Origin of the sequence: Corynebacterium sp. HMSC034E11 (genome assembly GCF_001835905.1) — a bacterium.
In the GTDB taxonomy this organism is placed as follows: domain Bacteria; phylum Actinomycetota; class Actinomycetes; order Mycobacteriales; family Mycobacteriaceae; genus Corynebacterium; species Corynebacterium coyleae.
The window spans coordinates 53,538-80,205 of record NZ_KV826421.1; the positions used below are offsets into that span (position 1 = coordinate 53,538).

Genomic DNA, 26,668 nt, shown 5'->3' on the forward strand with positions numbered 1-26,668 from the left:
AGGACTTGCGATCAGCTGCATTGCCAGTGCAGGTGGCGTCTTTTCAACCTACATAGGGTGGTAAAACATGCGCTCATTGGTAACGATTTGCGGATTTTTAGTGACACTTGGCATATTTCGTTTTTACACTGATATGCCTTGGTTCCCTTCTGTATTCTTTGGAAGCATCGCTGGGCTTATCGCAGGTGTAGCTCTGACAAAATCCGGGTGGCAGGCAGCCCGTCGAATTGTGTATAACTTTTCCCGGGGATGGTCCTAGCACCGAGTGCCAGGATTGAATCAAGGTCGGGTGCAAAACACTCGCACTATGAAAAGGTTGGTGGGCTCACTCGAGCACTAAGCGGTGTGGGTCCGCCAACTATATAGGCCGTTCAGAATGAGAGCGCTATGAGCTCTACCCTGGAGCTGCAGTCCATCTTCTTTAGCAGGGAAGACACCATTCTTTTTACGTCGGGCTCCGAGTAGAACAACGCGTTTGTCCAACTGCCGACAATAGACGTCTCCCCCTCCTGGGAGGTTATCTACTTCAAGGGTTTGGGAAGTCGCCGAACGTTCCACGGGGGCATTCCACAGCGTTTCTATACCTCAACAGTGGCCTTGAGGCCAGTGCCGAGGGCAAGACTCCGGACGAAAGATAGAACGCCATTGGGGGCACACACCCTCGAGTTCCACTACGTTGGTCAAGACTGCACTCAGACCGAATACTTAATCGAGCGCGATAAAATGTCGGACGCTTACTCCAAAACTGGAATGGTCGCGGTTTGAGCCGGGAGGTGTGGGCTATCTCCGACAGGATCCACCTGCCCTTTTGTGCTATTATGCAAAAGGTCGGCAGGTCTAGAAAGCGGTTGGCGGGGCGTGGGAGCAGACGAAGGCGCGATCGGGCGACAAAAGAAGTAGCGCAGCAGGGACGTGTCAGACTATGCGTTGAGCAGTGCCTAGGCGCTACCGCGTAACATCAGCGCCGTGACAACACTTCCTACCACCGCGTTCGGCCTCGGGCCCCTGCCCGGCACCGACCTCGCGCAAGCCGCGGACGTGGTGCTTTCCGAGTCGCCGCTGCCACACATCCCGCAACTGCCGGACCGCGGCGTCGGCTCCGATCTCATTGGGCGCACCGCAGCGCTGCTAGAAATCCCAATCGCGCCGGGCCCGCGCGGGTGGCGCGTTGCCGCCCGCAAGCGCGCAGACGCCGACCGCATGGCGCGCGACCTCGACCACCTCGAGGAGCTCTGGCACGGCAAGGTAGACACGGTCAAGGTGCAGCTTGCCGGCCCGTTCACGCTCGCCGCCGAGGTGGAGATGGCCAACGGCCACCGCATGATCACGGACCCCGGCGCGCTGCGCGACCTCACCGACGCGCTGCTCGAAGCATCTAATCAGCACCGCAGCGATGTCGCCGGCCGCTTCGGCGCCACGGTGCTGCAACTCGATGAGCCGCGCCTCGGCGACGTCATGGCTGGCACGCTCAAAGGCGCGACCGACTACGAAGCCATCCCGGCTATCCCTGAGCCACAGGAGACCCTGCACCGCTTCGGCGAGCATCTGTTGCACACACCTGTGCTTATCGACGACACCCCGTGGCAGACCACCGACCCCCGCACCTGCAACCGTGATGCACTGGCACGTCTGCTCGATACGGGGGCGCGCATCGCGATCCCGACCATGCAGCCGCGCGAGCTCTACCGCGTGTTCGACGAGTTACAGATCGACCCGGCACAGACCCAGATCGATGTGTACGCCGAGCCGGCAGACACGCTGCTTGCAAGCGCGCGCAGTTACGCTGCCGCTCGCGAAATGCACGAAGAACTGGCAAGCCAGTAAAAGTGAGTTAGCCCTGCATTGGCCAGGCGGTGAGCACACCTGAGGCGTCGCGCCCGTTGGCCTCAAAGTACTTCTTGCGATCGGTCTGCATGCGGAAGTACTCCACGGCCTGCCACTCCATGAGGTCGCCAGACTCCATCTGGGCGAGGTCTGGGTAGGCCTTGCGCACCTGCATCCAGGCGACACGGGCGGCAGCGAACGCGTCTGCGGTTGCCTCGTGTGCGTTGTCGATGCGCACCCCGTAGTGCTCGCACATCGCGGTCAGGTTCCGTGGGCCCTTGCGGTAGCGGTCCTTCGCACGGTCGACCACCAGCGGGTCGAACACGGGGCCGGTGACGGTGAAATCACCGGTGAGGTTGCGCAGCACCGTTAAATCGTAGGGGGCGTTAAACACCACGAGCGTCAGGCCGTCTTCCCAGCCCTTCTTGATCGCCTCGACGGTCTCGCCCACCACCTCGTCGTGGTCGCGCCCCTCCGCGCGCGCCTTCTCCGTCGTAATACCGTGCACCTTGGCGGCTTCTTCGGGGATTTCAATCCCGGGATCGGCGAGGGTTTCGTTGGCGTCGACCACGCCGTCGTCGATACGCACAAGCGCAGACGTGACCACGCGAGCCTCGCGCGGGTTAGCGGAGGTGGTCTCCAGGTCGAAGGAGAGCATGCGGGAGGCATCGAATGTGGCCATGCCGGTCATTGTAACGAGCGCGCCGACACGAGTGATCCAAAGTCGTTAACCGAGCTTCCGGACTCCGATAAAGCTGGAGAGCGGAGTTGGATCTCGATTGAGGTCATAAGTGCGCAACAGGTCGATGTACACGCTCTTATCCAGGTCCCAGTCGTATTCATAAGTATGGGGAAGACCCTGTGACGCAGCAAATACGAGATCAGCCATGAGACGGGTGACTCGGCCGTTACCGTCGGTGAACGGATGGATACGAACTAGCTCAGCGTGGGTAGCAATACCCAACTGTCTGGCGGTGAGTAACGAAGCCTCTGCTTGATAACCAAGATTGCCAAAGGAAGCATGTAACTCAGTGGAAATGAATTGCGGATCCACACCGATATTGAGCCCAGTGCGACGGAACGCTCCAGACCAGGTCCAGATGCCGTCGAATAACCACCGGTGAAGCTCGACAAGGAACGATGTTGTCAGTATCTCGTCGAGATGAAGTTCCGAATTGTCGATGTCCTCGAGAACCCTCGCACGAGTAACTGCAAGGGTCTGCTGTTCGAGGCTATGAATTGTGAGCTTGTCAGGGATACGGTCAAAATGTTCGAGCAGCGCCGGTTCGAGCGCACTCATCTCATCTCCGTCGAGCGGGGTTTCGCCGTAGCCGGGGTCTAACCCCATCCGCGTTCCTCGAAAAGCCGTGAGAGGATTTGCTGTTCAAGCTCGGACGGTTCGTAGGTCTCAGGAACGGCACGGCTCTCAAGAGCCATCGAGGCACGTGCAGCGCGGATCGATGCCCCGGATGCTTCAAAGCATTGCGCGTGTGTTGCTGTCATGTTGTGCCTCCCTTCTTCTAGCGCATTGTAGTAGCAGATCGAGTGCCTTGCGGAATACAACCTGGTGAACTTGGGAGGCCTGCTGCAAGCGACAGGATGATTGTTTTAACACCTACACTGGCTCCTCGTGAGTGAAATTTCCGCTGATCTGCACCGTGAATGGGACGAACTAGCCGCCGAGGTCCGTAAGCACCGCGACCTGTATTACAACGGCCAGCCGGTAATTACCGACGCTGAGTTCGACGAGATGTTCCGCCGCCTCCAGAAGATGGAGGAGGATCACCCGGAGTTGGCGGTGCCGGATTCGCCAACGAAGCAGGTCGGCGCGCCGACGGCCGATTCCGCGTTCGCGGACGTAACACACCCCGAGCGCATGATGAGCCTGGATAACGTGTTCTCCGAAGAGGAGATGCGCGAGTGGCTGGACAAGACCCCGGGGCCGTACCTGGCGGAGTTGAAGATCGACGGGCTGTCCATCGACCTGATCTACGAAAACGGGGAACTGACCCGCGCAGCAACGCGTGGCGACGGCACTACCGGCGAGGACATCACCGCCAACGCGCGCGTCATCGAGGACATCCCGCACAAACTCACTGGCGACGCACCCGCGTTCCTCGAGGTCCGCGGCGAGGTATTCATCCGCCCTGAGGACTTCCCGGAACTCAATGAGTTGCGCCAAAAGGAAGGCGGCAAACCGTTCGCCAACCCCCGCAACACGGCAGCCGGCGGCCTACGCCAGAAGAATCCGGAGGACGTGAAGAAGCGCAAACTGCGCATGATCTGCCACGGCATCGGCGCACGCGAGGGCTTTACCCCCGAGACCCAGCATGAGGCGTACGAGAAACTCGCCGAGTGGGGCCTGCCGGTCTCTGAGTACACGCGCCGGGCTGAGACTGCGGACGATGTGCTCAAGGCCGTGAAGTACTGGGGTGAGCACCGCAATGATGCGATCCACGAGATGGACGGGCTTGTGGTCAAGGTGGATTCCGTCGCTGAACAGCGCGGGCTTGGCGCGACGTCGCGCGCGCCGCGTTGGGCGATTGCCTACAAGTATCCGCCGCAGGAGGTGACCACGAAACTGCTCGACATTGAGGTCTCTGTCGGTCGTACGGGCCGCGCGACGCCGTATGCGGTGCTGGAGCCGGTGTTCGTCTCAGGCTCGACGGTGTCTATGGCAACCCTGCACAACCAGCATGAAGTCAAGCGCAAGGGCGTGATGATCGGCGACACCGTGGTGGTGCGCAAGGCCGGCGAGATTATCCCCGAGGTGCTGGGCCCCGTTGCAGATCTTCGCGACGGCACCGAGCGCGAATTCGTCTACCCCGAGAACTGCCCCTCGTGCGGCACGAAACTTGCTCCCGCGAAGGAGGGCGACGCGGACTGGCGCTGCCCGAATACCCGCTCGTGCCCCGCACAGCTCGCCACCCGCCTGGAGTACATCGCATCACGCGGCGTATTCGATATCGAGGCACTCGGCGAGAAAGGCGCGCAGGATCTCATCGCGTCGGGCGTGCTTATCGACGAAGCCCACCTCTTCGATCTCACCGAAGACGATTTGAAGAAGTCCAGCGTGTACACACGCAAGGACGGTCAAGTCAACGCGGCAGGCAAGAAACTCCTGGCCAATCTAGAAACGGCGCGCCACGCGGACCTGTGGCGTGTGATCACAGGGCTATCCATCCGTCACGTCGGCCCGACCGCCGCGCGTGCGCTCGCTTCACGCTTCCACTCGATGCAATCGCTTATCGACGCCCCCGTGGCCGACCTCGCCGAAACCGACGGCGTGGGCGACGTGATCGCCGAGAGCTTCAAAGAGTGGTTCACCGTGGACTGGCACCAAAACATCGTGGACAGCTGGGCCGCAGCCGGCGTGACTATGGAGTCGGACGATCAGGACCGCGCCCCGCAGACGCTGGAGGGGCTGACCATCGTCGCCACCGGCACGCTGGAGGGCTTCACCCGAGATGAAATTAAGGAAGCCATCCTGTCGCGCGGCGGCAAGGCGGCAGGTTCGGTGTCGAAGAAAACCGACTATGTGGTCGTCGGTGAAAACGCCGGCTCCAAGGCCGCGAAAGCCGAAGAACTGGGCCGGCCAATCCTTACCGAGGAACAGTTCGTGCAACTGCTCGAGGGCGGCCCCGACGCGCTTGTGTAAGGCGCGCGGCGCTGAGGCCGACCAGCGCTGCCGCCCAGACGGCGAGGGCCCACCACAGCCAGATGGGGAACTGGCCGTTCCAGTTCACGCCGAATGAGAGCAACCACATCACCACTGCGGTGATGACCGCGTTGACGAGGGCGTAGATGGGGCCCTTGGCATTCCGCACGGCGCCGAAGGTCGAGGACGCAAGGAGCAGCAGAATCATGACGAGTGCGATCATCGGGTTTCCTCCATCAGGTCGATGCCGAGCGCGTCTACCCAGGCTTCGGTGTCGCCCGCGACGAACGCGGCGCGACTGTGGTCGGCGCGTTCCGGGTCCCAGACCAGCATGGTGCGGAAACCGCCGGTGCCGCCGTTGTGGAACGTGATTTCTTCACCGCCTTCGTCGAGGCTTGCCCAGCCATAGTCGGGCACACCGTGCGAGGACACCCATTCCACGTATTTGGCCATGTCGGCAGCAGTGGAGCGGATCGCGCCAGCCGGGGCCCAGCCGTCCATGTCCCACGGGCCGGCGGGGTGCCCGTTGGCGGCCAGGCCTGTCGGTGCTTCGTCGACGGTGCCAGGTAGCGCCACGTAGGTCGACGTCATGCCAGCGGGCTCGAAGATTCGGGTGCACAGCAGTTCGTCGTAGGGCACGCCGGCGTGTATGGCCAGCAGCTGGCCGAGCAGCGCGTGGCCGTAGTTTGAGTATTGTTCCTCGCCGCGGTTGTTCAGCTCGGCGGAACCGGCGGCGTCGAGTATGTCCTGCGGTGTGTCGCGCCGGTAGGGATTGCCGCCGTCGCGGATGTTCGCCACGAACATGTCCGCGAGGCTCAGACTTTCGGTGGGGGCGAGCCCGGAGGTGTGGTTGAGCAGCTCCTCGATGGTCACATCGGCGACGGGGGCGGAGGGGACGTCGATAAGATCCTGCACCTGAGTATCCAGGCTGAGCTCGCCGGCGTCGATGAACTGGCGGACAAGCTCCGCGTTGAATGTTTTGGTGATCGAGCCGATTTCGAAGTCATTGTGCTCGTCGGCGCCGAGGCCGCCGAAGCGGACTTCGCCGTCGTCATAGGTGAAGGCGGCGAGGTTGCGGTGGCCGTCTTCCGCGAGGTGTTCGAGGGCGGAGGAGATCTCGGCATCGCCAGTGTGCTCAGAGGCCACGGAAATGTCGCGGGGGCCGGTGGAGAGCATCAACGCGGCGGCGATGGCGGCGGCGATTACGCCGGCAGCAATGTTGGTAGCGCGCATCAGTGGTCCTCTCCGGCGATCACGATCGCCATGAGCGGGATAACGCGGGCCGGGGGAATCTCGAACATCCCGCCCTGCTTGCGCACCCAGCCGGCGGCCTGCAGTTCCTTCAGGTGGTGGTACGCGGTGCCGGTGGAGGAAACCAGCTCAGATTCGACCAGCTCCGTCACGCTCGCCGGTGCGGCTAAAAGGTGGCGCAAGATGGCGCCGCGGACGGGGTGCGCGAGCGCGGCGATGCGGTCCATTGCGTCGTCCCACGGTTGGTCCGTGATCCACGCTGTTGGGCGGATCCATTCGTAGGAGTAGGTGCCGGTCGGAAGCTCCACGTCGCCTTTGAAGGTGACTGTTCCGTGGTCCGCCTCAGCTCCGGAACCGGGGAGTGAGGTGGACTCGGGCGATGAGGCCTGTTCGAGCGCGGCGACGCGTGCTTCGAGGTCAGAGAGGCGTGCTTCAATCGGTTGCATGCTTTCTAGAATTACAGAATTCTAGAAAGCATGCAACGGCTGAGGTCTGCGCTAGCGCAGGATCGCGCCGATGATGTAGCCCAAATCGCCGACCTCGCGCACCTCGGAGGCCAAGAAATCGGGACCGCCCACACGGCCGACGACGAGCACGAGGTCGGTGCCGTGCAGGGGTGCCACGGTCAGGGCGGTGTCCAACTGGAACCAAGACTCTGGCACCCATTCGTCGAAATCGGGCTGCAAGATGCGCGCGCCCTCGATTGCGGGCATCTGCGGGGTGGAACCGTCATCCTCGGGCGCGGCGGAGGAGGCAGCGACGCGCTCCAAACCGGCGTCGGTGTTGCTCAGCACCACCGCCCAGGAGGAGGTGACGGCCTTCGGCATGACGTTGACCAACTCTTCGAGCGTGTCGGCCTGTTTGCCCGAATGTGCCGCGATCTGGGCGAGCATTTGGATCTGTCCGCGGCGGTCGACGCGCCCGGTGAAGGGGCGGATCGAGTCCACTTCGGCGCCGTCGACGGATGCGACGGCGGTGATCAGGGTGTCCACCATGACTCCGGTGGGCAGGGTGACCACGATGTCGTCGGTCACGGTGCCGTCGAGTGAGGACTCGACGATGTCCACGGAGTTGATGTCGGTCTCCACGATGCCGAACGCCTCAGCGAGCTGGCCGAGGCTGCCCGGCACATCGGGGAGTGAAACGCGGATGAGGTACGACATGGCCTTATTTATAGCAACTGGGGGAGAAGAAGCGGTGGCGCGACGTGACGTAAGATAAGGCGCGTTAATCGCAACCCACGTTATGCCGAAGGGATGGGACTGTGGCTGAGATTTCACGCGACGAGGTGTCGCGCATCGCACGCCTGGCGCGAATTGCGCTGAAAGACGAGGAGCTGGACACGATTGCCCAGCAGCTGGACACGATTGTGGAAGCAGTGTCGAAGGTGCAAAGCGTGGACACCGAGGGCGTGACCCCGATGAGCCACCCGCACTCCATCGACGCCGGTATGCGCGCCGATGTGGAAAAGAAGGTGCTGACGCAGGAGCAGGCGCTGGATCAGGCGCCGGCTGTGGAGGACGACCGCTTTATGGTGCCGCAGATTCTCGGAGAGGGAGACTAAACGATGACGCAGTACACGATTCCGGCAGAGGGGCTCGTCGCAAAGCCAGCGCACGAACTTGCGGCGATGATTCAGGCTGGCGAGGTCACCTCGCGCGAAGTTACCCAGGCGTTTTTGGACCGCATCGCGGAGATTGACGACGAATTGGGGGCCTTCCTGCACGTTGGTGCCGAAGAGGCCCTGGCTGCGGCTGACAAGGTCGACGAGCAGGTAAAGAACGGCGAGGAGCCAGCGTCTGCGCTCGCTGGTGTGCCGCTGGCACTGAAGGACTTGCTGGTCACCACGGACGCGCCGACGACGGCTGCGTCGAAGATGCTTGAGGGCTACATGAGCCCGTACGACGCTACTGTGGTCAAGAAGCTGCGCGCCGCTGGCATCCCGATTCTGGGCAAGACCAACCTGGATGAGTTTGCCATGGGCTCTTCCACGGAGAACTCCGCGTACAAGCAGACGAAGAACCCGCACGATTTGGAGCGCGTCCCGGGTGGTTCCGGTGGCGGCACCGCTGCGGCGCTTGCATCTGGTGAGGCCCCGCTGGGCATCGGTACCGACACGGGCGGCTCGATCCGCCAGCCGGCATCGCTCACCGGCACCGTTGGCGTGAAGCCGACCTACGGTGGCGTGTCGCGCTATGGCGTGATCGCCTGTGCGTCCTCGCTCGACCAGGTTGGCCCGTGCGCGAACAATGTGCTTGATACTGCGCTGCTGCACGAGATCATCGCTGGCCACGACGAGTTCGACGCTACCTCCGTGGACCGCGAGGTTCCGGCGTGTGCCGACGCAGCTCGTGAGGGCGTTTCGGGTGACCTCAAGGGCGTCAAGATCGGACGCGTCAAGCAGTTCGAGCGCCCCGGCACCCAGGAAGGTGTCAAGGAGGCCATCGACGCCGCCTACGCTCAGCTCGAGCGCCAGGGGGCAGAGATTGTCGAGGTCGACTGCCCGAGCTTCGACGACGTCATGGGTGCGTACTACATCATCCAGATGTCCGAGGTGAGCTCGAACCTCGCGCGTTTCGACGGCATGCGTTACGGTCTGCGCGTCGGCGACGACGGCTCCCGCTCCGCTGAAGCAGTCATGGCAGCCACCCGTGGCGAAGGCTTCGGCGGCGAGGTCAAGCGCCGCATCATCCTCGGCACCTACGCGCTGTCGGTGGGCTACTACGACGCCTACTACCTGCAGGCACAGCGTGTGCGCACCCTGATCGCCCAGGACTTTGCCAAGGCGTTCGAGGGCTGCGATGTCATTGCAGCACCGTCTGTGCCGTCGACCGCCTTCAAGTTGGGTGAAAAGGTCGACGACCCGTTGGCGATGTACAACTTCGACCTGTTCACGCTGCCGCTGAACCTGGCTGGTTTGCCGGGCATGTCGGTTCCGGCGGGCAACGCCTCCGATACCGACCTTCCGGTTGGTCTGCAGTTGATCGCCCCGGCGTTCGAGGACGCACGCCTCTACCGCGTGGGTGCCGCATTTGAAGCCGGCCGTTAATCCCTGGAATACCCTCGCAGCCTTGGCTGCGGGGTATTTTCTTGTCCTGATCGACCAGGGCTTCATGCCCGTGATCACCCCGCTTCTGCCGTACGAGGTCGGCGGCGCGGTGTGGCTGACCAGTGTGTACTTGCTGTGCACGGTCGCGCCCATGCCGGCCACGGGACGGCTTGGCGACGCCTTCGGGCAGCGCCGCATGTTCCTCACCGGCCTGACCGTCTACGTGGCGGCGCTGGCACTAGCGGGCGCGTCGTGGTCGTTCGGTTCCCTGATCGTCGCGCGTGCGCTCCAGGGCTTCGGCGCGGCGGTGTTCCTGCCGCAAGCCTTCGGTCTGATCCCGCGCGTGTTTGCCGACGACAAGCAAGGCCGCGCATTCGCCGTGTGGGGCGTGATCGGTTCGGTGGCCTCGCTGATCGGGCCGGTTGTTGGCGGTGCGATTGCGCAGTCCCAAGGTTGGCGTGCGGCGTTTTACGCCCAGGCTGGGTTAGGCGCCGTTGCGCTGGTCGCCGGTGTCATCGCTCTGCCGCGATTGACGACGACAGGGAAGCGGGTCACCTTATTACCGGTCGTGCTGTCCTTCGGCGGGCTTGGGCTGTTGGTCTACGGCATCCAGTTCGGCTATTGGCCCTCGATCCTGTTCGGTGTGCTGCTGCTGGGCGTGCTTGTGCAGTCCGCACGCAACGGTACCGACGACGGGTTCCTACCAATCGAGCTCCTTTCGGACCGCGCTTTTGCACTAGGCACACTCGGCGTGGCCTCCATGGGGTTCACCGTCGCCTCGATGTTCATCCCCCTGATGTACTGGCTGCAGACGGTCGCCGGAGCGTCGCCGTCGGCAGCGGGCCTGATCACGGCGCCGATGTCGGTGCTTGCGCTGGTGCTTACCCCGGTGGCCGGCTACCTGACCGATCGCCGCAACCCCGGCAAACTCTGCGCGATCGGGTTTGCCCTCAGCACTGTGGCGCTGGTGCTGGCGATCGCGCTCATCAACGCCGGCGCCAACCTGTGGTGGTTCACCGCAGTCACAGCGCTGCTGGGTATTGGCGGCGCGTTTGTCTGGGCGCCGAACGCGGCAGTCACCATGCGCGGCATCACCGAGGGACAGACCGGCGCTGCGTCCGGGTTGTACAACACCGCGCGCCAGGTTGGCAGCGTGCTCGGCGTGGCACTTGTGGGGGCAGTGCTCGCCTCCGGGGAGATCGATGTGACGGCGTCGAAGGCGCTGGTGTTGCCGGTTGTGGCGATGGTGGTGGGCGTGGTGTCGTCGATACGCATTGCGCCGCGGGCAGGGGCAGGCGCAGCGCGCTAGGCTGGCGTGCATGCGACTTGCCACGTTGACCTCTGGAGGAGATTGCCCCGGACTAAACGCCGTTATCCGCGGTGTGGTCCGCACCGCGAACACCGAATACGGCTCCACCGTCGTTGGATACCGCGACGGTTGGGTCGGTTTGATGGAGGACCGCAGGGTCGATCTTTACGACGACGCCTACATGGACTCCCTGCTTCTGCGCGGTGGCACGGTTCTAGGCACGGGCCGCCTGCACCCGGACAAGTTCAAGGCTGGCATCGACACGATCAAGGCGAACTTGGACGACGCCGGCATCGACGCGCTGATCGCCATTGGCGGCGAGGGCACGCTCAAGGGTGCGAAGTGGCTCTCCGACAACGGCATCCCGGTTGTGGGCGTGCCGAAGACGATTGACAACGACGTTGCCGCGACCGACTACACCTTCGGGTTCGACACCGCCGTGTCCGTGGCCACCGACGCGATCGACCGCCTGCACACCACCGCGGAATCCCACAACCGCATCCTGATCGTGGAGGTCATGGGCCGCCACGTCGGCTGGATCGCCCTGCATGCCGGCATGGCGGGTGGGGCGCACTATACCGTGATCCCGGAGGAACCGTTCGATATTGCGGAGATCTGCAAAGCGATGGAGCGTCGCTTCCAGATGGGGGAGAAGTACGGCATCATCGTCGTCGCCGAAGGCGCGGTGCCCAAGGAGGGCACGATGGACGCCGGCCTTGGTGAAGAGGATGAGTTCGGCCACAAAACCTTTAATGGCATGGGCCAGATCATTGGCGACGAGGTGAAGAAGCGCCTCGGCTACGACGTGCGCACTACAGTGCTTGGCCACATCCAACGCGGCGGCACGCCGACCGCCTACGACCGCGTGTTGGCCACCCGCTACGGCGTCCACGCCACCCGAGCGGCACACGTCGGCAACTTTGGCAGCTGTGTGGCCCTACACGGCGAAGACATCGAACTTGTTGCGCTCGAGGACGCCGTGGCAAAGCTCAAGACGGTCCCGGAGCGTCGCTACGCCACCGCGAAGGCGATGTTTACATAGCACCCGGACGCGCATGCTATGAAAAACCGCATTCCTAACCCCTGCCGCCTGCTCATCGTCGGCATCAACCCCGGCCGCCTCACCGAGGAGGTGGACGCGCCGTTTGCCTACCCGGGAAATCGCTTCTGGCCGGCGTTGGAGGCCGCAGACATCACCCCATACCGTGTCCACGCCAATGAGGGGTTATCGGAGGAAGACGCGGCCATGCTCGCCGAGCGCGGCATCGGGTTTACCAACCTGGTGGGGCGCATGACGCCGAAAGCGTCGGACCTTTCCAAGGCGGAGCTCGTGGAGGGAGGGGAGGTGGTGCGGAGTGTCGTCGAAAAGCATCAGCCTCAGGCGGTCATGTTCGCTGGAATCGGGGCGTACCGCGATGCCTATCGACGTCCAAAGGCCACCCGCGGCCTCCAACCCGAAACCCTCGCCGGAGTACCAGTGTGGGTGGTGGGCAACCCCAGCGGGCTCAACGCGCACGAGACGGTGGCCACGCTCGCCGAGAGCTACCGGGAGGTCTGGGAGTCGACCGCGCCGCTTTGACGGCCGATGGTGCGATCGCCGTGCGCCGTTCACGGGCGCTGGCACGGCGACGAAGCTGCTCCTGCTTCAGCGCGCGTTCGAGGACCTCGGCTGCCTGCGCGTAGAGATCCGCACGCACTACATGAACCGCCAGTCGCGTGCGGCTATCGAAGGACTCGGCGCGAAGCTCAATGGAGTGTTACGCCGCCACAAAATTCTCGCCAGCGACCTCGTGCGCGACACATGCGTCTACTCCATCCTGGACATTGAATGGCCGGAGGTGAAGACCTCGCTCAAGGCCCGCCTGAATAGGTGATCCGCTGAGGTCAGGTCAGCGCGTCGAGACCAATATCCAGGATGGTCACCGAGTGCGTGAGCGCGCCGACGGCGAGGAATTCAACGCCCGTGTCCGCGTAAGCGCGGGCGCGATCAAGCGTCAAGCCACCCGAGGATTCGAGCATCGTCGCTGGGGACAGGGCATCTCGCCGGGCGACCGCCACCCGCGTGTCTTCCACCTCAAAATTGTCCAGCATGACCAGAGTCGGCTTTAATTCCAGGACCTCGGTGAGCTGATCTAGGTCATCCACTTCGACCTCAAGGGGGAGGCCTGGGAATGCGTTGGCCGTGCGTCGATATGCGTCGGCTACGCTACCGATGCTCGCGACGTGGTTGTCCTTGATCAGTGCCGCGTCACCCAGACTCATGCGGTGGTTGACACCTCCGCCGCAACGCACGGCGTATTTCGCCAAATCGCGGTAGCCGGGAAGCGTTTTCCGGGAATCCCTCACCCGCGCCCGAGTGTCGGAAATAACCTCCGTCCACGCAGAAGTCGCGGTCGCGATGCCGCTAGCGTAGGTGAGCAGATTCAATGCAGTCCGTTCCGCCGACAGAATGACGCGCGCCGGGCCGGACACCGTAGCAAGACAGTCACCGGCCGTCACTCGATCGCCGTCGGCGGCGTGCACAGACACGTCGACGGCGGGGGAAATCTCGTGCATAGTCCATCCCACAACGTCGATTCCCGCGACGGTCCCGTCCTGGCGGGGGACCACCTGTGCAGTAAGAACCGCGTCCATGTCGATTGTCGCCTCGGATGTGGCGTCGGGGCCATGAGCGAAGTCCTCCGCGAGACCGAGACGGATGAGTCGCTGTATGGCCTCCTTATTCAGTGGAGGGAAGATCGGCTGAGCAGGCGTTGTCATCGGTGTCTACTCACCGCTTCCCGGTGTGCCGATCGCGATCATCCGCTCCAATGACTGGCGCGCCTTCGCCGCGACGTCCTCGGGCACGGTTACCTCGTCGCGGAGGTCACGCAGGCTGCGAACCAGCTTTTCTGGGGTGATCATCTTCATGTACCGGCAACTAGCTTGGGGGTTCACGGGCTGGAAATCCGCCAGCGGAGCCCGCTTTCGCAACTGGTGCAGCATTCCCACTTCGGTGGCTACGAGCACAGTTCCTTCTGTGTCGCGGTCTGCTTGGTCGAGCATCCCGCCGGTGGATAGCATGTGCACACGCTCCGGTTGGATCACTCCTTCGCCAGCGAGGAAGATTGCGGAATTCGCACAACCGCATTCTGGGTGGATATACAGCGGCGCATCGGGGTGCGCCGACGCTTGCTCCGCAAGCTCCTTGCCGTTGATTCCTGCGTGGACGTGGCATTCGCCCGCCCAGATACGGATGTTCTCGCGGCCGGTCAGGCGCTTCACGTGGGCGCCGAGGAACTGGTCGGGGCAAAAGAGGATCTCACGGTCCGGATCGATGGAATCCACCACCTCAACGGCGTTCGAGGAGGTGCAGCAGACGTCCGTAAGGGCCTTAACATCGGCGGTGGTATTCACATAACTGACGACGACCGCACCAGGGTGCTCGTCCTTCCATTGCTGAAGTTGCTTAGCGGTGATGGAGTCCGCCAGCGAGCATCCGGCATCTTGGTCCGGGATGAGCACCGTTTTGTCGGGGCTGAGGATCTTGGCGCTTTCCGCCATAAAGTGCACACCGCAGAACACGATCACGTCTGCGTCCGTGTCGGCGGCGATACGAGATAGCGCGAGTGAATCGCCGGTGAAGTCGGCGATGTCCTGGATCTCAGGGATTTGATAATTATGCGCCAGAATGACGGCGTTTCGTTCGCGCTTAAGTTTGCGTACTTCATCGGTCCACATACGCCCAATGTAATCCGGGGCGCTCTGTCGGTGACGATGACATCGGTTTCCACGCTGCTCGCGCCGATTTTCACCCCGCTACTCACACTCTGGCTGGCCGGTGAGCACATGGATGTCAGCGCAGGCCCAATGGCGTGGTCGATCGTGAAAATGGTCATTCTGCTGGTCGGCCTCGGCCTCCTCGTCCGTCTCGTCGCACCGTGCCTTGTGGCGGCCGTTGTGCCGGTGCTGCCGTGGGTCTCGGTCATCGCGATCGCAATCATCGTCACCATTGTCGCGGCCGGTAGCCGCGACAAACTCGCCCAGGCTGGCCTCGTCGTCCTGCTCGTGGTCGAACTCCACAACGCCCTTGGTTACGCGTTGGGCTACGCCACCGCAAAGGCGATGTTTACCTAAGCCACGCTGGGGTTTCCTAACGCAATCTCCAAAACCGCCCCGAGAGTCCATAATGTGAGAGTAGAATCTCACGCTATGAGTCAATCGAGTGGTGGGGCGACCACCGCCGAAGATCGTTCGGCCCTGATCGCCTCTGTTGTCTTCCCGATCCTCGTCGTTGTCGGCGGCTGCATCGGATACTTCACCCCGTCTGTTGTTGCGCCGATTACCGGGTGGACAACCTGGCTTCTGGGCGTGGTCATGTTCGGCATGGGATTGACGTTGAAGGTTGCTGATTTTGCGATCATCGCGAAGCGCCCAATGCCTGTGCTCATCGGTGTGATCGCGCAGTTTGTCATCATGCCGGTGCTCGCCGTGCTGATCACGTGGCTGCTGAAACTGCCGCCGGAGATCGCCGCAGGCGTCATCCTCGTCGGCTGCGCTCCGGGTGGCACGACCTCCAACGTGGTTACGTACCTCTCCCGCGGTGATGTGGCGCTGTCGGTTGCGATGACCACGGTGTCCACGCTGCTCGCGCCGATTTTCACGCCACTGCTCACCCTGTGGCTGGCGGGGCAGTACCTACCGGTAAGTGCCGGATCGATGGCGATCTCAACGGTGAAGATGGTGCTGCTTCCTGTCCTGCTCGGCCTGGCGATTACGTTCTTCCTGCCAAAGATCGCAGAGTCCATCCTGCCCGCCCTGCCGTGGATTTCGGTTGGTGCCATTGCCACGATCGTCGCGATCATCGTCTCGGGTTCGCGCGACAAGATCGTCGAAGCGGGCCTGCTCGTGCTGGTGGCTGTCATGATCCACAATCTGCTCGGCTACGCGCTTGGCTACTTAACCGGCAAAGGAACGAAGCAAACAGAATCGGCCTCGCGCACCATCGCGGTGGAGGTCGGGATGCAAAACTCCGGTCTTGCCGCGACGCTGGCGGTGCAGTACATGACCCCGCTGGCCGCCCTGCCAGGTGTCATCTTCTCTGTGTGGCATACCCTGTCGGGCGGGATCTTCGCCATGGTCATGCGTCTTCGCGACGACCGCGCGAAGCGCTCCGGGAAAACAGCACCCAGCGCTGAGCCTCTGACGGTCTAGGGCAACGCGTTAGAGATCGCCGCGACGTTCCACCCACACAAACGCGGCGATTTTCTCGCGACCAACAGCGAGCGCATTGCCTAGCGACGGCCCATTGCCCGCATGAATCGTTCCCCACAACGTATCGCCGGGGTGCGCGGGAAGAACGTCGCACAGGTGCTGCATTGCAGCGGGGGCGAGGCCGCGGCCGCGCGCGTGGTCGTCGAGAAGAAACTCGTAGACCTGAAACCCCCGCATGCCGTTGGCATCGTCACGCGCGGCAGCGATCACACCGGCCCGTTTGCCTCCGATTTCCACTGCGCACATCGCACCGGTTTCCGCGCAGCCTTGTAACTGCGGCAGTGTCGCTGCTTCTGTCCACGTCGCCACTTCGGGCCGTTGCTTCACGATGTTTCCCAGCACCTCATCTGCGTACCCCGTCATCTCCTCAGGAGCTGCTGGAATAAGCCGCACCAGGTGGCTCTGCGGACGGCGTGGTGCAGCGCGCAGTTCGGAGATGAGGCCGGCAACGATCCACTGATCCACATCGGCGCTCTCCGGCGGGTTGGGCAATTCGAACCGGATTGCAACCGGCGCAAAATCAGCGAACTCGTAGTGCAAGTGCTGCGCATACGGTGCTAACCCGTCGAGTTCCGGAGGCACAGATGTAGCGACGACATGCACAAACGGTTTCTTCGGGTCCAATCCCAGAAACCGGATTCCGGCCACACACCAGTGCCCGTCGGCAAACTTAACGTGCCGGTTTGCCCACGCCAGCGGGTCCTCGACGTTCGGCCCGTCGATGCTGTTGAGGTGATCGCGAAATCCCACGCCGAACTCGCGGTTAGCTACGTGCTCCGCGTGCGGGCGCATTTCCTTTCGCGCGAGGCGCAGGCGTTCGTCTCGCGGGTACCAGTCACGCAACTGTCGGGGCATCCAAGCCTCGTAGGCGCGAGTCATCTGTGCAAGTAATTCGTTGTCCATCCTCCGCACCTCTCAGCCTTGAAGGGGGTTTTATTCTAGGTAAATTTCGCCACGGCGAGCTGGAGCGCGAGCACAACGGGTGGGGCAGTAGAATGGCCCGCATGACTGCCTACGATCTGATGGATTACGACGAGGTACTGGAAAAGTACGACCCAGTTATGGGCCTTGAGGTACACGTCGAGCTCGCAACTGAGACGAAGATGTTCTCCACGGCCTCCGCCCACTTCGGTGCGGAGCCGAACTCCAACGTTGACCCGGTTTCGCTCGGCTTGCCGGGCGCACTGCCGGTGGTCAACGCCAAGGGTGTGGAGTGGGCAATCAAGATCGGCCTGGCGCTGAACTGCAAGATTGCGGAGTCTTCCCGCTTCGCGCGCAAGAACTACTTCTACCCGGATCAGCCGAAGAACTACCAGATCTCTCAGTACGACGAGCCGATTGCGTACGACGGCTACCTGGACGTCGTCCTCGAGGACGGCACCGAGTGGCGTGTGGAGATCGAGCGTGCGCACATGGAGGAGGACACCGGCAAGCTCACCCACCTGGGCTCCGCTTCCGGTCGTATTACCGGTGCTACCGCTTCGCTTGTGGACTGCAACCGTGCAGGCGTGCCCCTGATTGAGATCGTGACCAAGCCGATCATCGGTGCCGGCGAGCGCGCACCCGAGGTGGCCAAGGCATACGTCGGTGCACTGCGCGAGCTGGTCAAGGCGCTCGGTGTCTCCGACGCTCGTATGGACCAGGGCAGCATGCGTTGCGACGCCAACGTGTCCCTGCGCCCAGTCGGCCAGGAAGAGTTCGGCACCCGCACCGAGACCAAGAACATCAACTCCCTGAAGTCGGTCGAGCAGGCCGTGCGCTTTGAGATGCAGCGCCAGGCTGCCGCGTTGGAAAACGGCGAGGAGATCGTCCAGGAGACCCGCCACTACCAGGAGAAGGACGGCTCCACCTCGAAGGGACGTCCGAAGGAAGAGGCATCCGACTACCGCTACTTCAACGACCCGGACCTGCCGCCGGTGATCGCGAAGCCGGAGTGGGTTGAGGAAATCCGTGCGACCCTGCCCGAGTTGCCGTGGGTGCGCCGCGCTCGCATCCAGGAGGAGTGGCAGCTGCCGGAGAAGGAATTCCGTGACCTGGTCAACGCTGGTGCGCTGGATCTCATCGTGGACACAGTGGAAGCTGGCACGACCCCGGACGAGGCTCGTTCCTGGTGGGTGTCCTACATCGCGGGCAAGGCCAATGAAGCAGGCAAAGACCTGGACGCGCTTGGCGTTACCCCGAACGACGTCGCACGCGTGGTTGCGTTGGTCAAGGAGGGCAAGCTGACCACCAAGCTCGGCCGCCAGGCGATCGACGGTGTGATTGAGGGGGACGGCAACGTTGATGAGGTCGTCGCAAAGCGTGGTCTTGAGGTTGTGCGCGACGACGGCGCCATTGAAAAGGCTGTCGACGACGCACTTGCTGCCAACCCGGACATCGTGGAGAAGTACCGCGCAGGCAACAAGAAGGTCACCGGCGCAATTGTCGGCGCCGTGATGAAGGCCACCCAGGGTAAGGCAGACCCGGGCCAGGTCAACCAGCTCATCGCCAAGAAGCTCGCCGAGTAACCTTCAGCGAAGCACCACACAGCCGGCCCCGACTTACGTACGGGGCCGGCTGGTTCTTCTTTGGTGGGTTGTAGGTAATGGTAACAATGCATATCCTGTAGGTACGTACCTGCAGGGAGGTGTGTTATGACCGCTATTTCCGCCAGAGAATTCAATCGGGATGTCAGTGCCGCGAAGCGCGCCGCGCTGGATCACCCTGTGATCATTACTGATCGTGGGGAGCCGTCACACGTTCTGCTGTCGATCGACGACTATCGTCGGCTCTCATCGTCAGAAACTGGGTGGGTGAAAGCAGTTCAAATGAAGGATGAAGATATAGAATTCGACCCTACGCGAGCTGAATTTAAAGTGCGGAGTCTCGACCTGTGAGGTATTTATTCGATACCAACGTTATTAGTGAGCTGCGGAAGCCGCCCGGCCGAGTGAATCCTCGAGTGGCGAGTTGGGCCGACAACCTGGCAGAGGGAAACGTATACATCTCTTCCATCTCAGTTTTTGAGATCGAAAGAGGAATTCTGCTCAAGCAACGTACGGATCCAGTGCAGGCTGAAAGGTTGCGCGACTGGTTCAATGGTCAAGTTAAAGTTCAATTCAAAGGGCGCATTCTTCCTTTTGATGAGGACGTAGCCTCTGTGGCGGCTGCGATGCACGTCCCAGACCCGAAAGCGACTGCGGATTCTTTTATCGCTGCTACCGCTCAAGTACATAGCCTTATCGTTGCGACACGGAATACCCCTGGCTTTGAGTCGATGGGCGTTGAGCTAGTTAATCCCTGGGAGATGTAACCACGAAACGCGAAAGCCCCGGCCAGTGTGGTGGATGGCCGGGGCGGGGGAGTCGTCGTCAAGCAGTGCTACTTGTTTTGAGGCTTGACGGCCGGGAACTCGCCAGTCTTGTACATCTCCTCGTAGGACTTCCAGTGGATTTCGTCGCCCGGGGTATCGGGTGCGCCCTCGTAGGACTCAGACTCCGGATCGAGCGCAGGCACGTCCGCGATATCGAATTCGCTGGAAGAGTCCGCGTGCAGATCCGCAGCAACCTCTTCCTGAACGGACTGCCACAGGTCTTGGCCGCCCATGTGGGAATCGCCGGTGAGCTCGTCGACTTCGTTGCGCTCGGCGCGGGTCAGCGGCTCGCCTTCCGGATCGAGCGCGGTCTCGGCAAGCTCTGCAAGACGCTCGCGGCGTCCCGTCTCCTCCTGGATGTTCTTGCGGTCGCGGAACCAAGCCACACCCATAGCAATGCCAAGGGCAAGACCGAGGTAGCCCAGAACTGGGTAAACCCAACCGAGCAGGTCAGCGAAGCCAATGAAGGACAGGGCGTAGCCGACGAGAACCGCCGCGAAGTAGTACGGGCGGAACTTGCCCGGCTTGTCGTGGCTGAGGCGACGACCGCTGGCGTAGAACATGCCGACGGCGGTGTTGTAAATCATCAGGTAGATGACAATGGAGACGAACACGCCCACTGCCGGGTGCATGTTGTCGAAGACCATCAGCAGCGGCATGTCTGCGTCCATCACGTCTGCCATGTTGCAGAACAGAATGAACGTGAGGATCAGCAGCAAAACAGCGAACATAATGCCGCCGAGTAGACCACCGCGGCCTGCCAGTGCAGGGTTCATGTGGGAGCCAGCGAAGACGAGCATCATGGAAACGTCCATGATCATGACCAGGGTTGCGTAGTTCAACGCGGTGATCAGCCAGTTACCAAACGTGCCTGATGCGCTTTGGTTCTGCTGTGCAATCTCGTTGATGTATCCGAAGTCGGACGGGATGTTCGTCAGTGTGATCACAAACGCGGCGAGCAGGCAGATGATCAGCAGCGGCGTGATGAAGGAGAAAACGTTCGTGAGCCTGTCGATGTCAAGAAGACCGGACAGGAGCAGCAGCACAACCATGATGGTCGATCCGGCCCAAGTTGGCAGGCCGAATTGTTGCTCGAGGTTCGCGCCAGCACCGGCGACCATGACGAAGCCGATGCAGAACAGCGTGAACACGGTGGTGATGTCCATGTATTTAGCAATCCACGGACGCGAGACACTCTTGAACACGGCACTGTGGTCATCGGCCATGTAGTAGGAGCCGAGCTGGTAGACCCAGCCACTGAAGATTGCGATCGCGGCACCTGCGATGGCGGCGCCGATGATGCCCTTGTAGCCGAAGGCGAGGAAGTACTGGATGACTTCCTGCCCGGAGGCAAAACCAGCGCCGACAGTCAGGCCCACGAGCGCGAGGGCGACTTTGAGCGTTTTACTCATCGATAAACAATCCTTATATAAATTTGCGTAAAAGATTTAGAGCGCGTAGCAGGGTAACACCATTACACGGGCTTGGCTAACTAGGTTTGTTGACATCGGTGCAGCGCACCCCGGCGAGTTGACAAATCACAGCGAAGTTTTCGCCTAAGTTGTAGGCCATGGCTAAAAATCCACGCGATCTCACACCCGACGATCTGAACAACCTGGAAAACGTCGCTGACGTGCCCGAATACAAGGGGGATGCTGCGACGGAGATTCTTCCGCAGACTTCCCAGACGGGCGACGAGGTGCGCCTGAGTGCCGATAAGGCAGCACAAGCCTCTGCGCCGTCCGCAGGCTCTACTGCGGTCCCCTCGGCGTCTGCATACTCATCCGACCCGGCACCGGTGACATCCGCGTTCATCCGTGAATCTGAAACCATCGCACCGGCAGCCCCCGCAACCTATGCGGAGGAGCCGGTCGAGCCGGTTGCGGTGGATCCGGCACCGGTTGCAGTAGAGGAGGAAGACGCCCGCCGTGGCACGACTGATTTCGGCTTGCTGCTGCTGCGTCTGTTCCTCGGCGCGTACCTGATTATTGATTCCGTCGCAGTGTTCTTCCGACTCGGCGGCAACGACGGTATCGCCGGCCTAGAAAATGCATTCGCCAACTACCCGTACGGCAACGGCCTGGCTGTTGTTGTTCCCACCCTCGAACTCACGGCCGGCGTGTTCTTGGTCCTTGGTCTGCTCGGACCGATTGCGGCAGCTGTGGCGATCGCCGTCACCGGGTTTTTGGCGCTGCACGCATTCAACGGTCAGACGGACGGCTTCAACGTCTTCGCCTGGACGCCGGAAACGTGGGTGCCGGTCATGCTGCTGGCAGTGTCGCTCGCAGTGCAGTTCACCGGTCCGGGCCGCTACGGTATCGACGCCTCGCGCGGTTGGGCGAAGCGTCCGCTGGCATCGTCCTGGATCTGCGCCATTGTGGGTCTTGCCGCAGCAGGTGCGGCGTGGTGGTTCGGCACCGGGATTAACCCGTTTGCCTAAACCACACGCACGCTGCGTTTAGTCCACTTGGCGGACGGCGCCCTTGTCGGCGCTGGTTGCCATCTTGGCGTATGCACGCAAAGCCTTCGAAACCTCACGGACACGGTTCGGTGTCCAGGGGTTGTCGGAGGCTTCCATAGCTTCACGGCGCTTTTCCAACTCTGCTTCCGGCACGTCCAGCTTCAGTTCGCGGTTGGACACGGAGATGGCGATGGTGTCGCCGTTTTCGATGAGGCCGATCAGGCCGCCTGCGGCAGCTTCGGGGGAGATGTGGCCAATGGACAGACCGGAGGTGCCTCCGGAGAAGCGACCGTCGGTGATCAGTGCGCACTTCTTGCCCAGGCCAGCGCCTTTGAGGAATGACGTCGGGTGGAGCATTTCCTGCATGCCCGGTCCACCTGCTGGACCCTCGTAGCGGATGACCACAACCTCGCCTTCGAGCACCTCGCGGTTGAGGATCATGGACACAGCTTGCTCTTGCGAATCGACGACGCGTGCTGGACCGGTGAACTCCCACAAGCCTTCTTCGACGCCTGCGGTTTTCAGGATGGCGCCGTCCGGGGCTAGGTTGCCGCGCAAGACGACAAGGCCGCCGTCGGAGGTAAACGGGTGCTCGACGTCGTGGATGACGCCATTTTTCGCATCCGTATCCAGGCTTTCCCAGCGCGCGCTTTGCGAGAATGCCTTCGTGGTGCGCTCACCGCCCGGTGCGGCGTGGAAGAGCTCGAGCGCTTCCTCGGTAGCGCTGCCGCCGCGGATGTCCCAGTCTGCGAGCCATTGGCTTAGCGACGAGTACGTGATCGAATGCACATCATCATGCAGCAATCCCGCACGGTGGAGTTCACCCAGAATCGCCGGGATGCCGCCGGCGCGATGGACATCCTCGACGTGCGCCTCGCCGTTCGGGGCGACCTTGGACAGACACGGAATCTGGTGTGACAGATCGTCGATATCTGCCAGGTCGAAGTCGATCTCACCTTCTTGAGCTGCGGCGAGAATGTGCAGGATGGTGTTGGTGGAGCCACCCATTGCCATGTCGAGCGCCATGGCGTTGCGGAATGCATGGACGTTGGCCACGTTGCGGGGCAGGACGGATTCGTCGCCCTGGCCGTAGTAGCGCTCGCAAAGGTCCATGATGGTCTGGCCAGCGCGCTCGAAGAGTTCGCGGCGCGTGGTGTGGGTGGCCAGGGTGGTGCCGTTGCCCGGCAGTGACAAGCCAAGTGCTTCGGTGAGGCAGTTCATGGAGTTAGCGGTGAACATGCCGGAGCAGGAACCACAGGTGGGGCAGGCGTTGTTGGCGATACTGTCGAGCTCGTCGTCGCTGACGTCGTTGTTAGCGGAAAGCGCGATGGCGTCGATGAGATCGGACTTCGGCTTAGTCACACCGCCGACAGAAAACGCCTTGCCGGCCTCCATCGGGCCACCGGAGACGAAGACGGCGGGGATGTTCAGACGCATTGCGGCGTTGAGCATGCCTGGGGTGATCTTGTCGCAGTTGGAGATGCACACCATGGCATCCACGGTGTGGGCGTTGACCATGTATTCCACCGAGTCGGTGATGATCTCGCGCGAGGGCAACGAGTACAGCATGCCGGAGTGGCCCATGGCGATGCCGTCGTCGACCGCGATGGTGTTGAACTCCTTGGGTACGCCGCCTGCGGCGCGGACAGCGTCGGCCACGATGTCACCAACATGTTTCAGGTGAACGTGGCCAGGCACGAACTGCGTGTAGGAGTTCACGATGGCAACGATGGGTTTGCCAAACTCGTGCTCGCCGGTGCCTGTAGCGCGCCACAGGGCACGGGCTCCGGCTGCTTGGCGGCCAACGGTGGTGACACGTGAGCGAAGGGGGATCACGGTTTACTCCTTAGGTTCGTTCGCGGACGGGCGAGGTCCCGGCAGATCGGGGTGTTCTGCGAGGTAGGCATCGTATTCCTCGCGGGTAAGCAGGATGCGGTCGCCGTCTTTATCAATGATTTCGTACTTGCCGTCTGCTGCTTGCTCGGCGGATGCAATGACGTCTGTAATTCGTCCTCCGGATGCCTCGGCGAGCGCGGGCAATGAGTTGAACGTTACGCCAGGCAGGGGATACTCGGTGCCGCTTTTTGCAGCGACGCGTGCGGAAGTTCCCTTGAAAGCGATGCCGGCCAGGTCTTCCCAAGGAAGAAAGGTATTTTTGCGAACGAGGTAACGGGTTTTAATTCCTTTGTTATCCACTGTGGTGGAGGAGCAGAGTACCCATGCGAGCCACACAATGGGGATAAGAAGGAGCCAAATGAGATATTTCGGCGCCCACATGATGCCCATGAGTGCGATGCCGGTTGCGAGCACGATGGCGAGGATGTGCTCACGGGTTGGTTTAAACACTTTTTGGGTGGTCGGGGACGTTCCCTGTGTGGCTGTCATACCCCGGCATGCTAGTCATGTTGATGCCGGGGGAAGTAACGGGATGCGCCGGGGTGTCGTCGATACGTGTAATTTCTGTGAATAAAAATGCGCGGGGGGTGGGCTGGCTCACTATTGTCATGTACGTGATCAATCAGCGACTTGTAATTATTGTACCCACGCGGCGCTTGCCGTAGCGGGTTCGTTTTACACGCCGCAGACACAAGCGCCCTCGAGAGCACACCGCTCGCCGGGGGCTTTTATTTTTAGGTAATTCGAACACAAGGAGTGCAACGGTGGCAGGTTCACAACCATCCCCGTCGACGGAGAGCAATGGACCGGAGCGGATGAAAGGCGCGGACGCGGTCGTTCGCAGCCTGGAGGAGCTTGGCACGGAAATTGTGTTCGGCCTTCCGGGTGGCGCGGTGCTTCCGCTTTACGACGCCCTGTATCGGGCAACGAAACTACGCCACGTGTTGGTGCGCCACGAGCAAGGTGCGGGCCATGCAGCAGAGGGATACGCGGTGGCCTCGGGAAGGGTCGGCGTTTGCATTGCTACGTCTGGTCCCGGTGCGACGAACTTGGTAACACCGATCGCGGACGCTTACCTGGACTCGGTGCCGATGGTGGCGATCACGGGCCAGGTTGGCTCGTCGCTTTTGGGTACCGATGCGTTCCAGGAGGCGGACATCCGCGGCATCACGATGCCGATTACAAAGCACAACTTCATGGTGACCGACCCGGAGCAGATCCCGTTCGCGCTTGCGGCGGCGTTTCATATTGCCTCGACCGGCCGTCCAGGCCCAGTGCTCGTGGACATCCCGAAGGATGTGCAGAACGCGGAGATTGAGTTTAAGTGGCCGCCGAAGATCGATTTGGCTGGCTACAAGCCGAACACGAAGCCGCACAACCGTCAGATTGCCCAGGCAGCGAAGCTGATTTCTCAGGCGAAGCGTCCGGTGCTTTACATCGGTGGCGGTGTTGTGAAGGCGAATGCGAACAAGCAGCTGCTCGAGTTTGTTGAGGCGACCGGGATCCCTGTGGCTACGACTTTGATGGCGCTCGGAGCGTTCCCGCAGTCGCACCCGCTGTACCTGGGTATGCCGGGTATGCACGGTTCGGTACCGGCAGTGGGTTCCTTCCAGGAATCCGACTTGCTCATCGCTGTTGGCACGCGTTTCGACGACCGCGTGACCGGCGATACCGATACGTTTGCGCCGCACGCCAAGGTCATTCACGCTGACATCGACCCTGCAGAGGTGGGCAAGATCCGCGCGGTGGATGTGCCGATCGTCGGTGATGCGAAGCGTGTGTTGTCCGAACTTACGGATTGTTTTAGCGAGTCCGGTAAGACTAAGGCGCCGTCGATCGAGCCGTGGATCGCACGCCTGCAGGACTTAAAGCAGCGTTTCCCGCGTGGTTACGACAAGCACGAAGACGGCACGCTCGCCCCGCAGTTTGTTATCGAGTCGCTGTCTCAGGCCGCCGGACCTGACGCGATTTACTGCTCCGGAGTGGGGCAGCACCAGATGTGGTCTGCGCAGTTTGTGGACTTTGAAACGCCGCGCCACTGGATCAACTCTGGTGGTGCTGGCACGATGGGCTTTTCCATTCCGGCTGCGCTCGGTGCGAAGGCAGCACACCCGGATGCAGAGGTGTGGGCGATCGACGGCGATGGTTGTTTCCAGATGACCAACCAGGAGATCACCACCGCTGCGCTCGAAGGCTTTCCGATCAAGGTTGCACTGATTAATAACGGCAACCTGGGCATGGTGCGTCAGTGGCAGACGTTGTTCTACGACGGTAATTACTCTCACACGAAGTTGGGCGGGGAAACCTACGTTCCGGACTTTGTGCAGTTGTCGGAGGCGCTCGGCGCGGTTGCGTTCCGGGTGTCGAAGGAAGAAGACGTGCTGCCGACGATCCAACGTGCGCGTGAGATCAACGATCGCCCGGTGGTCATTGAGTTCATCGTGGGCGAGGACGCGCAGGTGTGGCCGATGATCTCTGCGGGCTCGTCGAATAGTGACATTGAGTATGCGCGCGGAATGCGCCCGTTCTTCGACGATGAGGAGTCGGCTGCGGAGTCGCCGCAGGCAATCAGCGAGGCCATCGAGACCGCTGCGGCGGAGCAGGAAGGGAACTAA

27 protein-coding genes and 1 pseudogene are annotated in these 26,668 nt (G+C 61.9%); 15 read left to right on the top strand and 13 right to left on the bottom strand.

Features of this window, described 5'->3' with window-relative positions; genetic code table 11:
- Positions 1–966: 966 nt before the first annotated feature.
- Positions 967–1,824 (top strand): uroporphyrinogen decarboxylase/cobalamine-independent methonine synthase family protein, encoded by an 858-nt coding sequence (locus HMPREF2690_RS10750; RefSeq protein WP_070820870.1) that lies wholly within the window; start codon positions 967–969, stop codon positions 1,822–1,824.
- Positions 1,825–1,831: 7 nt separating this feature from the next.
- On the opposite strand, the gene HMPREF2690_RS10755 is transcribed toward HMPREF2690_RS10750, so the two are convergent.
- From HMPREF2690_RS10755 to HMPREF2690_RS12230, 3 genes are read right to left on the bottom strand one after another with little or no spacing between them, the layout of a single operon-like run.
- Positions 1,832–2,506 carry a 3'-5' exonuclease gene (locus HMPREF2690_RS10755; RefSeq protein WP_070816890.1) on the bottom strand — a complete coding sequence of 225 codons (675 nt, stop codon included), beginning with the start codon at positions 2,504–2,506 and terminating at the stop codon, positions 1,832–1,834.
- Between the two features lie 45 nt (positions 2,507–2,551).
- Complete coding sequence (locus tag HMPREF2690_RS10760; protein WP_070422997.1) at positions 2,552–3,172, bottom strand: Fic family protein; 621 nt, start codon at positions 3,170–3,172, stop codon at positions 2,552–2,554.
- A complete protein-coding gene (locus HMPREF2690_RS12230) occupies positions 3,163–3,327 on the bottom strand; it encodes a hypothetical protein (protein WP_167594517.1) in 165 nt (54 codons plus the stop codon). Before HMPREF2690_RS12230 ends, HMPREF2690_RS10760 begins: the two co-directional genes overlap by 10 nt.
- A gap of 127 nt (positions 3,328–3,454) precedes the next feature.
- On the opposite strand from HMPREF2690_RS12230, the gene ligA reads away from it, so the two are divergent.
- Entirely contained in the window at positions 3,455–5,482 is a 2,028-nt protein-coding gene (ligA, locus tag HMPREF2690_RS10765) for an NAD-dependent DNA ligase LigA (RefSeq protein WP_070820871.1), read from the top strand.
- Here ligA and HMPREF2690_RS10770 read toward each other — a convergent pair.
- Genes HMPREF2690_RS10770 through HMPREF2690_RS10785 form a run of 4 tightly spaced genes read right to left on the bottom strand, consistent with a single transcriptional unit; the run spans position 5,427 to position 7,896 of the window.
- Positions 5,427–5,705: a hypothetical protein gene (locus HMPREF2690_RS10770; RefSeq protein WP_070569354.1), complete on the bottom strand. Its 279-nt coding sequence runs from the start codon at positions 5,703–5,705 to the stop codon at positions 5,427–5,429. The two genes, ligA and HMPREF2690_RS10770, sit on opposite strands and share 56 nt — an antisense overlap.
- The gene (locus tag HMPREF2690_RS10775; RefSeq protein ID WP_070820872.1) at positions 5,702–6,715 is read right to left on the bottom strand and encodes a serine hydrolase domain-containing protein; all 1,014 of its coding nucleotides are present in this window, start codon (positions 6,713–6,715) and stop codon (positions 5,702–5,704) included. Before HMPREF2690_RS10775 ends, HMPREF2690_RS10770 begins: the two co-directional genes overlap by 4 nt.
- Positions 6,715–7,179 (bottom strand): ArsR/SmtB family transcription factor, encoded by a 465-nt coding sequence (locus tag HMPREF2690_RS10780; RefSeq protein ID WP_070820873.1) that lies wholly within the window; start codon positions 7,177–7,179, stop codon positions 6,715–6,717. Before HMPREF2690_RS10780 ends, HMPREF2690_RS10775 begins: the two co-directional genes overlap by 1 nt.
- Before the next feature lie 51 nt (positions 7,180–7,230).
- On the bottom strand, positions 7,231–7,896 hold the full coding sequence (locus HMPREF2690_RS10785) for an ACT domain-containing protein (protein WP_070820874.1): 666 nt from the start codon (positions 7,894–7,896) through the stop codon (positions 7,231–7,233).
- Between the two features lie 101 nt (positions 7,897–7,997).
- Between HMPREF2690_RS10785 and gatC the strand changes: the two genes are divergently transcribed.
- From gatC to HMPREF2690_RS12235, 6 genes are all read left to right on the top strand, one after another.
- On the top strand, positions 7,998–8,297 hold the full coding sequence (gatC, locus tag HMPREF2690_RS10790; RefSeq protein ID WP_070422994.1) for an Asp-tRNA(Asn)/Glu-tRNA(Gln) amidotransferase subunit GatC: 300 nt from the start codon (positions 7,998–8,000) through the stop codon (positions 8,295–8,297).
- Positions 8,298–8,300: 3 nt separating this feature from the next.
- Positions 8,301–9,782, top strand: coding sequence for an Asp-tRNA(Asn)/Glu-tRNA(Gln) amidotransferase subunit GatA (gatA, locus tag HMPREF2690_RS10795; RefSeq protein WP_070452295.1), 1,482 nt, complete (start codon positions 8,301–8,303; stop codon positions 9,780–9,782).
- A gap of 22 nt (positions 9,783–9,804) precedes the next feature.
- On the top strand, positions 9,805–11,091 hold the full coding sequence (locus tag HMPREF2690_RS10800) for an MFS transporter (protein ID WP_246819549.1): 1,287 nt from the start codon (positions 9,805–9,807) through the stop codon (positions 11,089–11,091).
- A gap of 10 nt (positions 11,092–11,101) precedes the next feature.
- Entirely contained in the window at positions 11,102–12,133 is a 1,032-nt protein-coding gene (locus HMPREF2690_RS10805; protein WP_070820876.1) for an ATP-dependent 6-phosphofructokinase, read from the top strand.
- Between the two features lie 18 nt (positions 12,134–12,151).
- Positions 12,152–12,670 (top strand): mismatch-specific DNA-glycosylase, encoded by a 519-nt coding sequence (locus tag HMPREF2690_RS10810; protein ID WP_070820877.1) that lies wholly within the window; start codon positions 12,152–12,154, stop codon positions 12,668–12,670.
- A gap of 121 nt (positions 12,671–12,791) precedes the next feature.
- Positions 12,792–12,965, top strand: coding sequence for a hypothetical protein (locus HMPREF2690_RS12235; RefSeq protein WP_168167299.1), 174 nt, complete (start codon positions 12,792–12,794; stop codon positions 12,963–12,965).
- Between the two features lie 10 nt (positions 12,966–12,975).
- Here HMPREF2690_RS12235 and nadC read toward each other — a convergent pair whose 3' ends face one another.
- Both nadC and nadA read right to left on the bottom strand, forming a co-directional pair.
- Positions 12,976–13,851: a carboxylating nicotinate-nucleotide diphosphorylase gene (gene nadC, locus HMPREF2690_RS10815; RefSeq protein WP_070820878.1), complete on the bottom strand. Its 876-nt coding sequence runs from the start codon at positions 13,849–13,851 to the stop codon at positions 12,976–12,978.
- Between the two features lie 6 nt (positions 13,852–13,857).
- Positions 13,858–14,811: a quinolinate synthase NadA gene (gene nadA, locus HMPREF2690_RS10820; protein WP_070820879.1), complete on the bottom strand. Its 954-nt coding sequence runs from the start codon at positions 14,809–14,811 to the stop codon at positions 13,858–13,860.
- A gap of 21 nt (positions 14,812–14,832) precedes the next feature.
- Here nadA and HMPREF2690_RS10825 point away from each other — a divergent pair.
- Together HMPREF2690_RS10825 and HMPREF2690_RS10830 are read left to right on the top strand one after the other, a co-directional pair.
- Positions 14,833–15,192, top strand: a pseudogene (locus HMPREF2690_RS10825) (bile acid:sodium symporter family protein); the annotation flags it as partial.
- 90 nt (positions 15,193–15,282) lie between these two features.
- On the top strand, positions 15,283–16,284 hold the full coding sequence (locus HMPREF2690_RS10830) for a bile acid:sodium symporter family protein (RefSeq protein WP_070820880.1): 1,002 nt from the start codon (positions 15,283–15,285) through the stop codon (positions 16,282–16,284).
- Positions 16,285–16,293: 9 nt separating this feature from the next.
- Here the strand turns inward: HMPREF2690_RS10830 and HMPREF2690_RS10835 are convergent, their stop codons facing one another.
- Entirely contained in the window at positions 16,294–17,247 is a 954-nt protein-coding gene (locus HMPREF2690_RS10835; protein WP_070820881.1) for a GNAT family N-acetyltransferase, read from the bottom strand.
- A gap of 101 nt (positions 17,248–17,348) precedes the next feature.
- On the opposite strand from HMPREF2690_RS10835, the gene gatB reads away from it, so the two are divergent.
- The 3 genes from gatB to HMPREF2690_RS10850 all read left to right on the top strand — a co-directional run bounded on the left by gatB (position 17,349) and on the right by HMPREF2690_RS10850 (position 19,636).
- Positions 17,349–18,851, top strand: a complete 1,503-nt coding sequence (gene gatB / locus HMPREF2690_RS10840) for an Asp-tRNA(Asn)/Glu-tRNA(Gln) amidotransferase subunit GatB (protein WP_070484358.1) — start codon at positions 17,349–17,351, stop codon at positions 18,849–18,851.
- Positions 18,852–18,977: 126 nt separating this feature from the next.
- Positions 18,978–19,220: a type II toxin-antitoxin system Phd/YefM family antitoxin gene (locus tag HMPREF2690_RS10845; protein ID WP_070820882.1), complete on the top strand. Its 243-nt coding sequence runs from the start codon at positions 18,978–18,980 to the stop codon at positions 19,218–19,220.
- A complete protein-coding gene (locus HMPREF2690_RS10850) occupies positions 19,217–19,636 on the top strand; it encodes a type II toxin-antitoxin system VapC family toxin (protein WP_070422982.1) in 420 nt (139 codons plus the stop codon). Before HMPREF2690_RS10845 ends, HMPREF2690_RS10850 begins: the two co-directional genes overlap by 4 nt.
- A gap of 68 nt (positions 19,637–19,704) precedes the next feature.
- On the opposite strand, the gene HMPREF2690_RS10855 is transcribed toward HMPREF2690_RS10850, so the two are convergent.
- Entirely contained in the window at positions 19,705–21,108 is a 1,404-nt protein-coding gene (locus HMPREF2690_RS10855; RefSeq protein WP_070820883.1) for a YkvI family membrane protein, read from the bottom strand.
- A gap of 158 nt (positions 21,109–21,266) precedes the next feature.
- Between HMPREF2690_RS10855 and HMPREF2690_RS10860 the strand changes: the two genes are divergently transcribed.
- The gene (locus tag HMPREF2690_RS10860; protein ID WP_070820884.1) at positions 21,267–22,136 is read left to right on the top strand and encodes a DoxX family protein; all 870 of its coding nucleotides are present in this window, start codon (positions 21,267–21,269) and stop codon (positions 22,134–22,136) included.
- 18 nt (positions 22,137–22,154) lie between these two features.
- Here the strand turns inward: HMPREF2690_RS10860 and ilvD are convergent, their stop codons facing one another.
- Complete coding sequence (gene ilvD, locus HMPREF2690_RS10865) at positions 22,155–23,993, bottom strand: dihydroxy-acid dehydratase (protein WP_070820885.1); 1,839 nt, start codon at positions 23,991–23,993, stop codon at positions 22,155–22,157.
- A 3-nt stretch (positions 23,994–23,996) separates the two neighbouring features.
- Positions 23,997–24,542 carry a PH domain-containing protein gene (locus tag HMPREF2690_RS10870; protein ID WP_070820886.1) on the bottom strand — a complete coding sequence of 182 codons (546 nt, stop codon included), beginning with the start codon at positions 24,540–24,542 and terminating at the stop codon, positions 23,997–23,999.
- A gap of 326 nt (positions 24,543–24,868) precedes the next feature.
- Between HMPREF2690_RS10870 and HMPREF2690_RS10875 the strand changes: the two genes are divergently transcribed.
- Complete coding sequence (locus tag HMPREF2690_RS10875; RefSeq protein ID WP_070820887.1) at positions 24,869–26,668, top strand: acetolactate synthase large subunit; 1,800 nt, start codon at positions 24,869–24,871, stop codon at positions 26,666–26,668.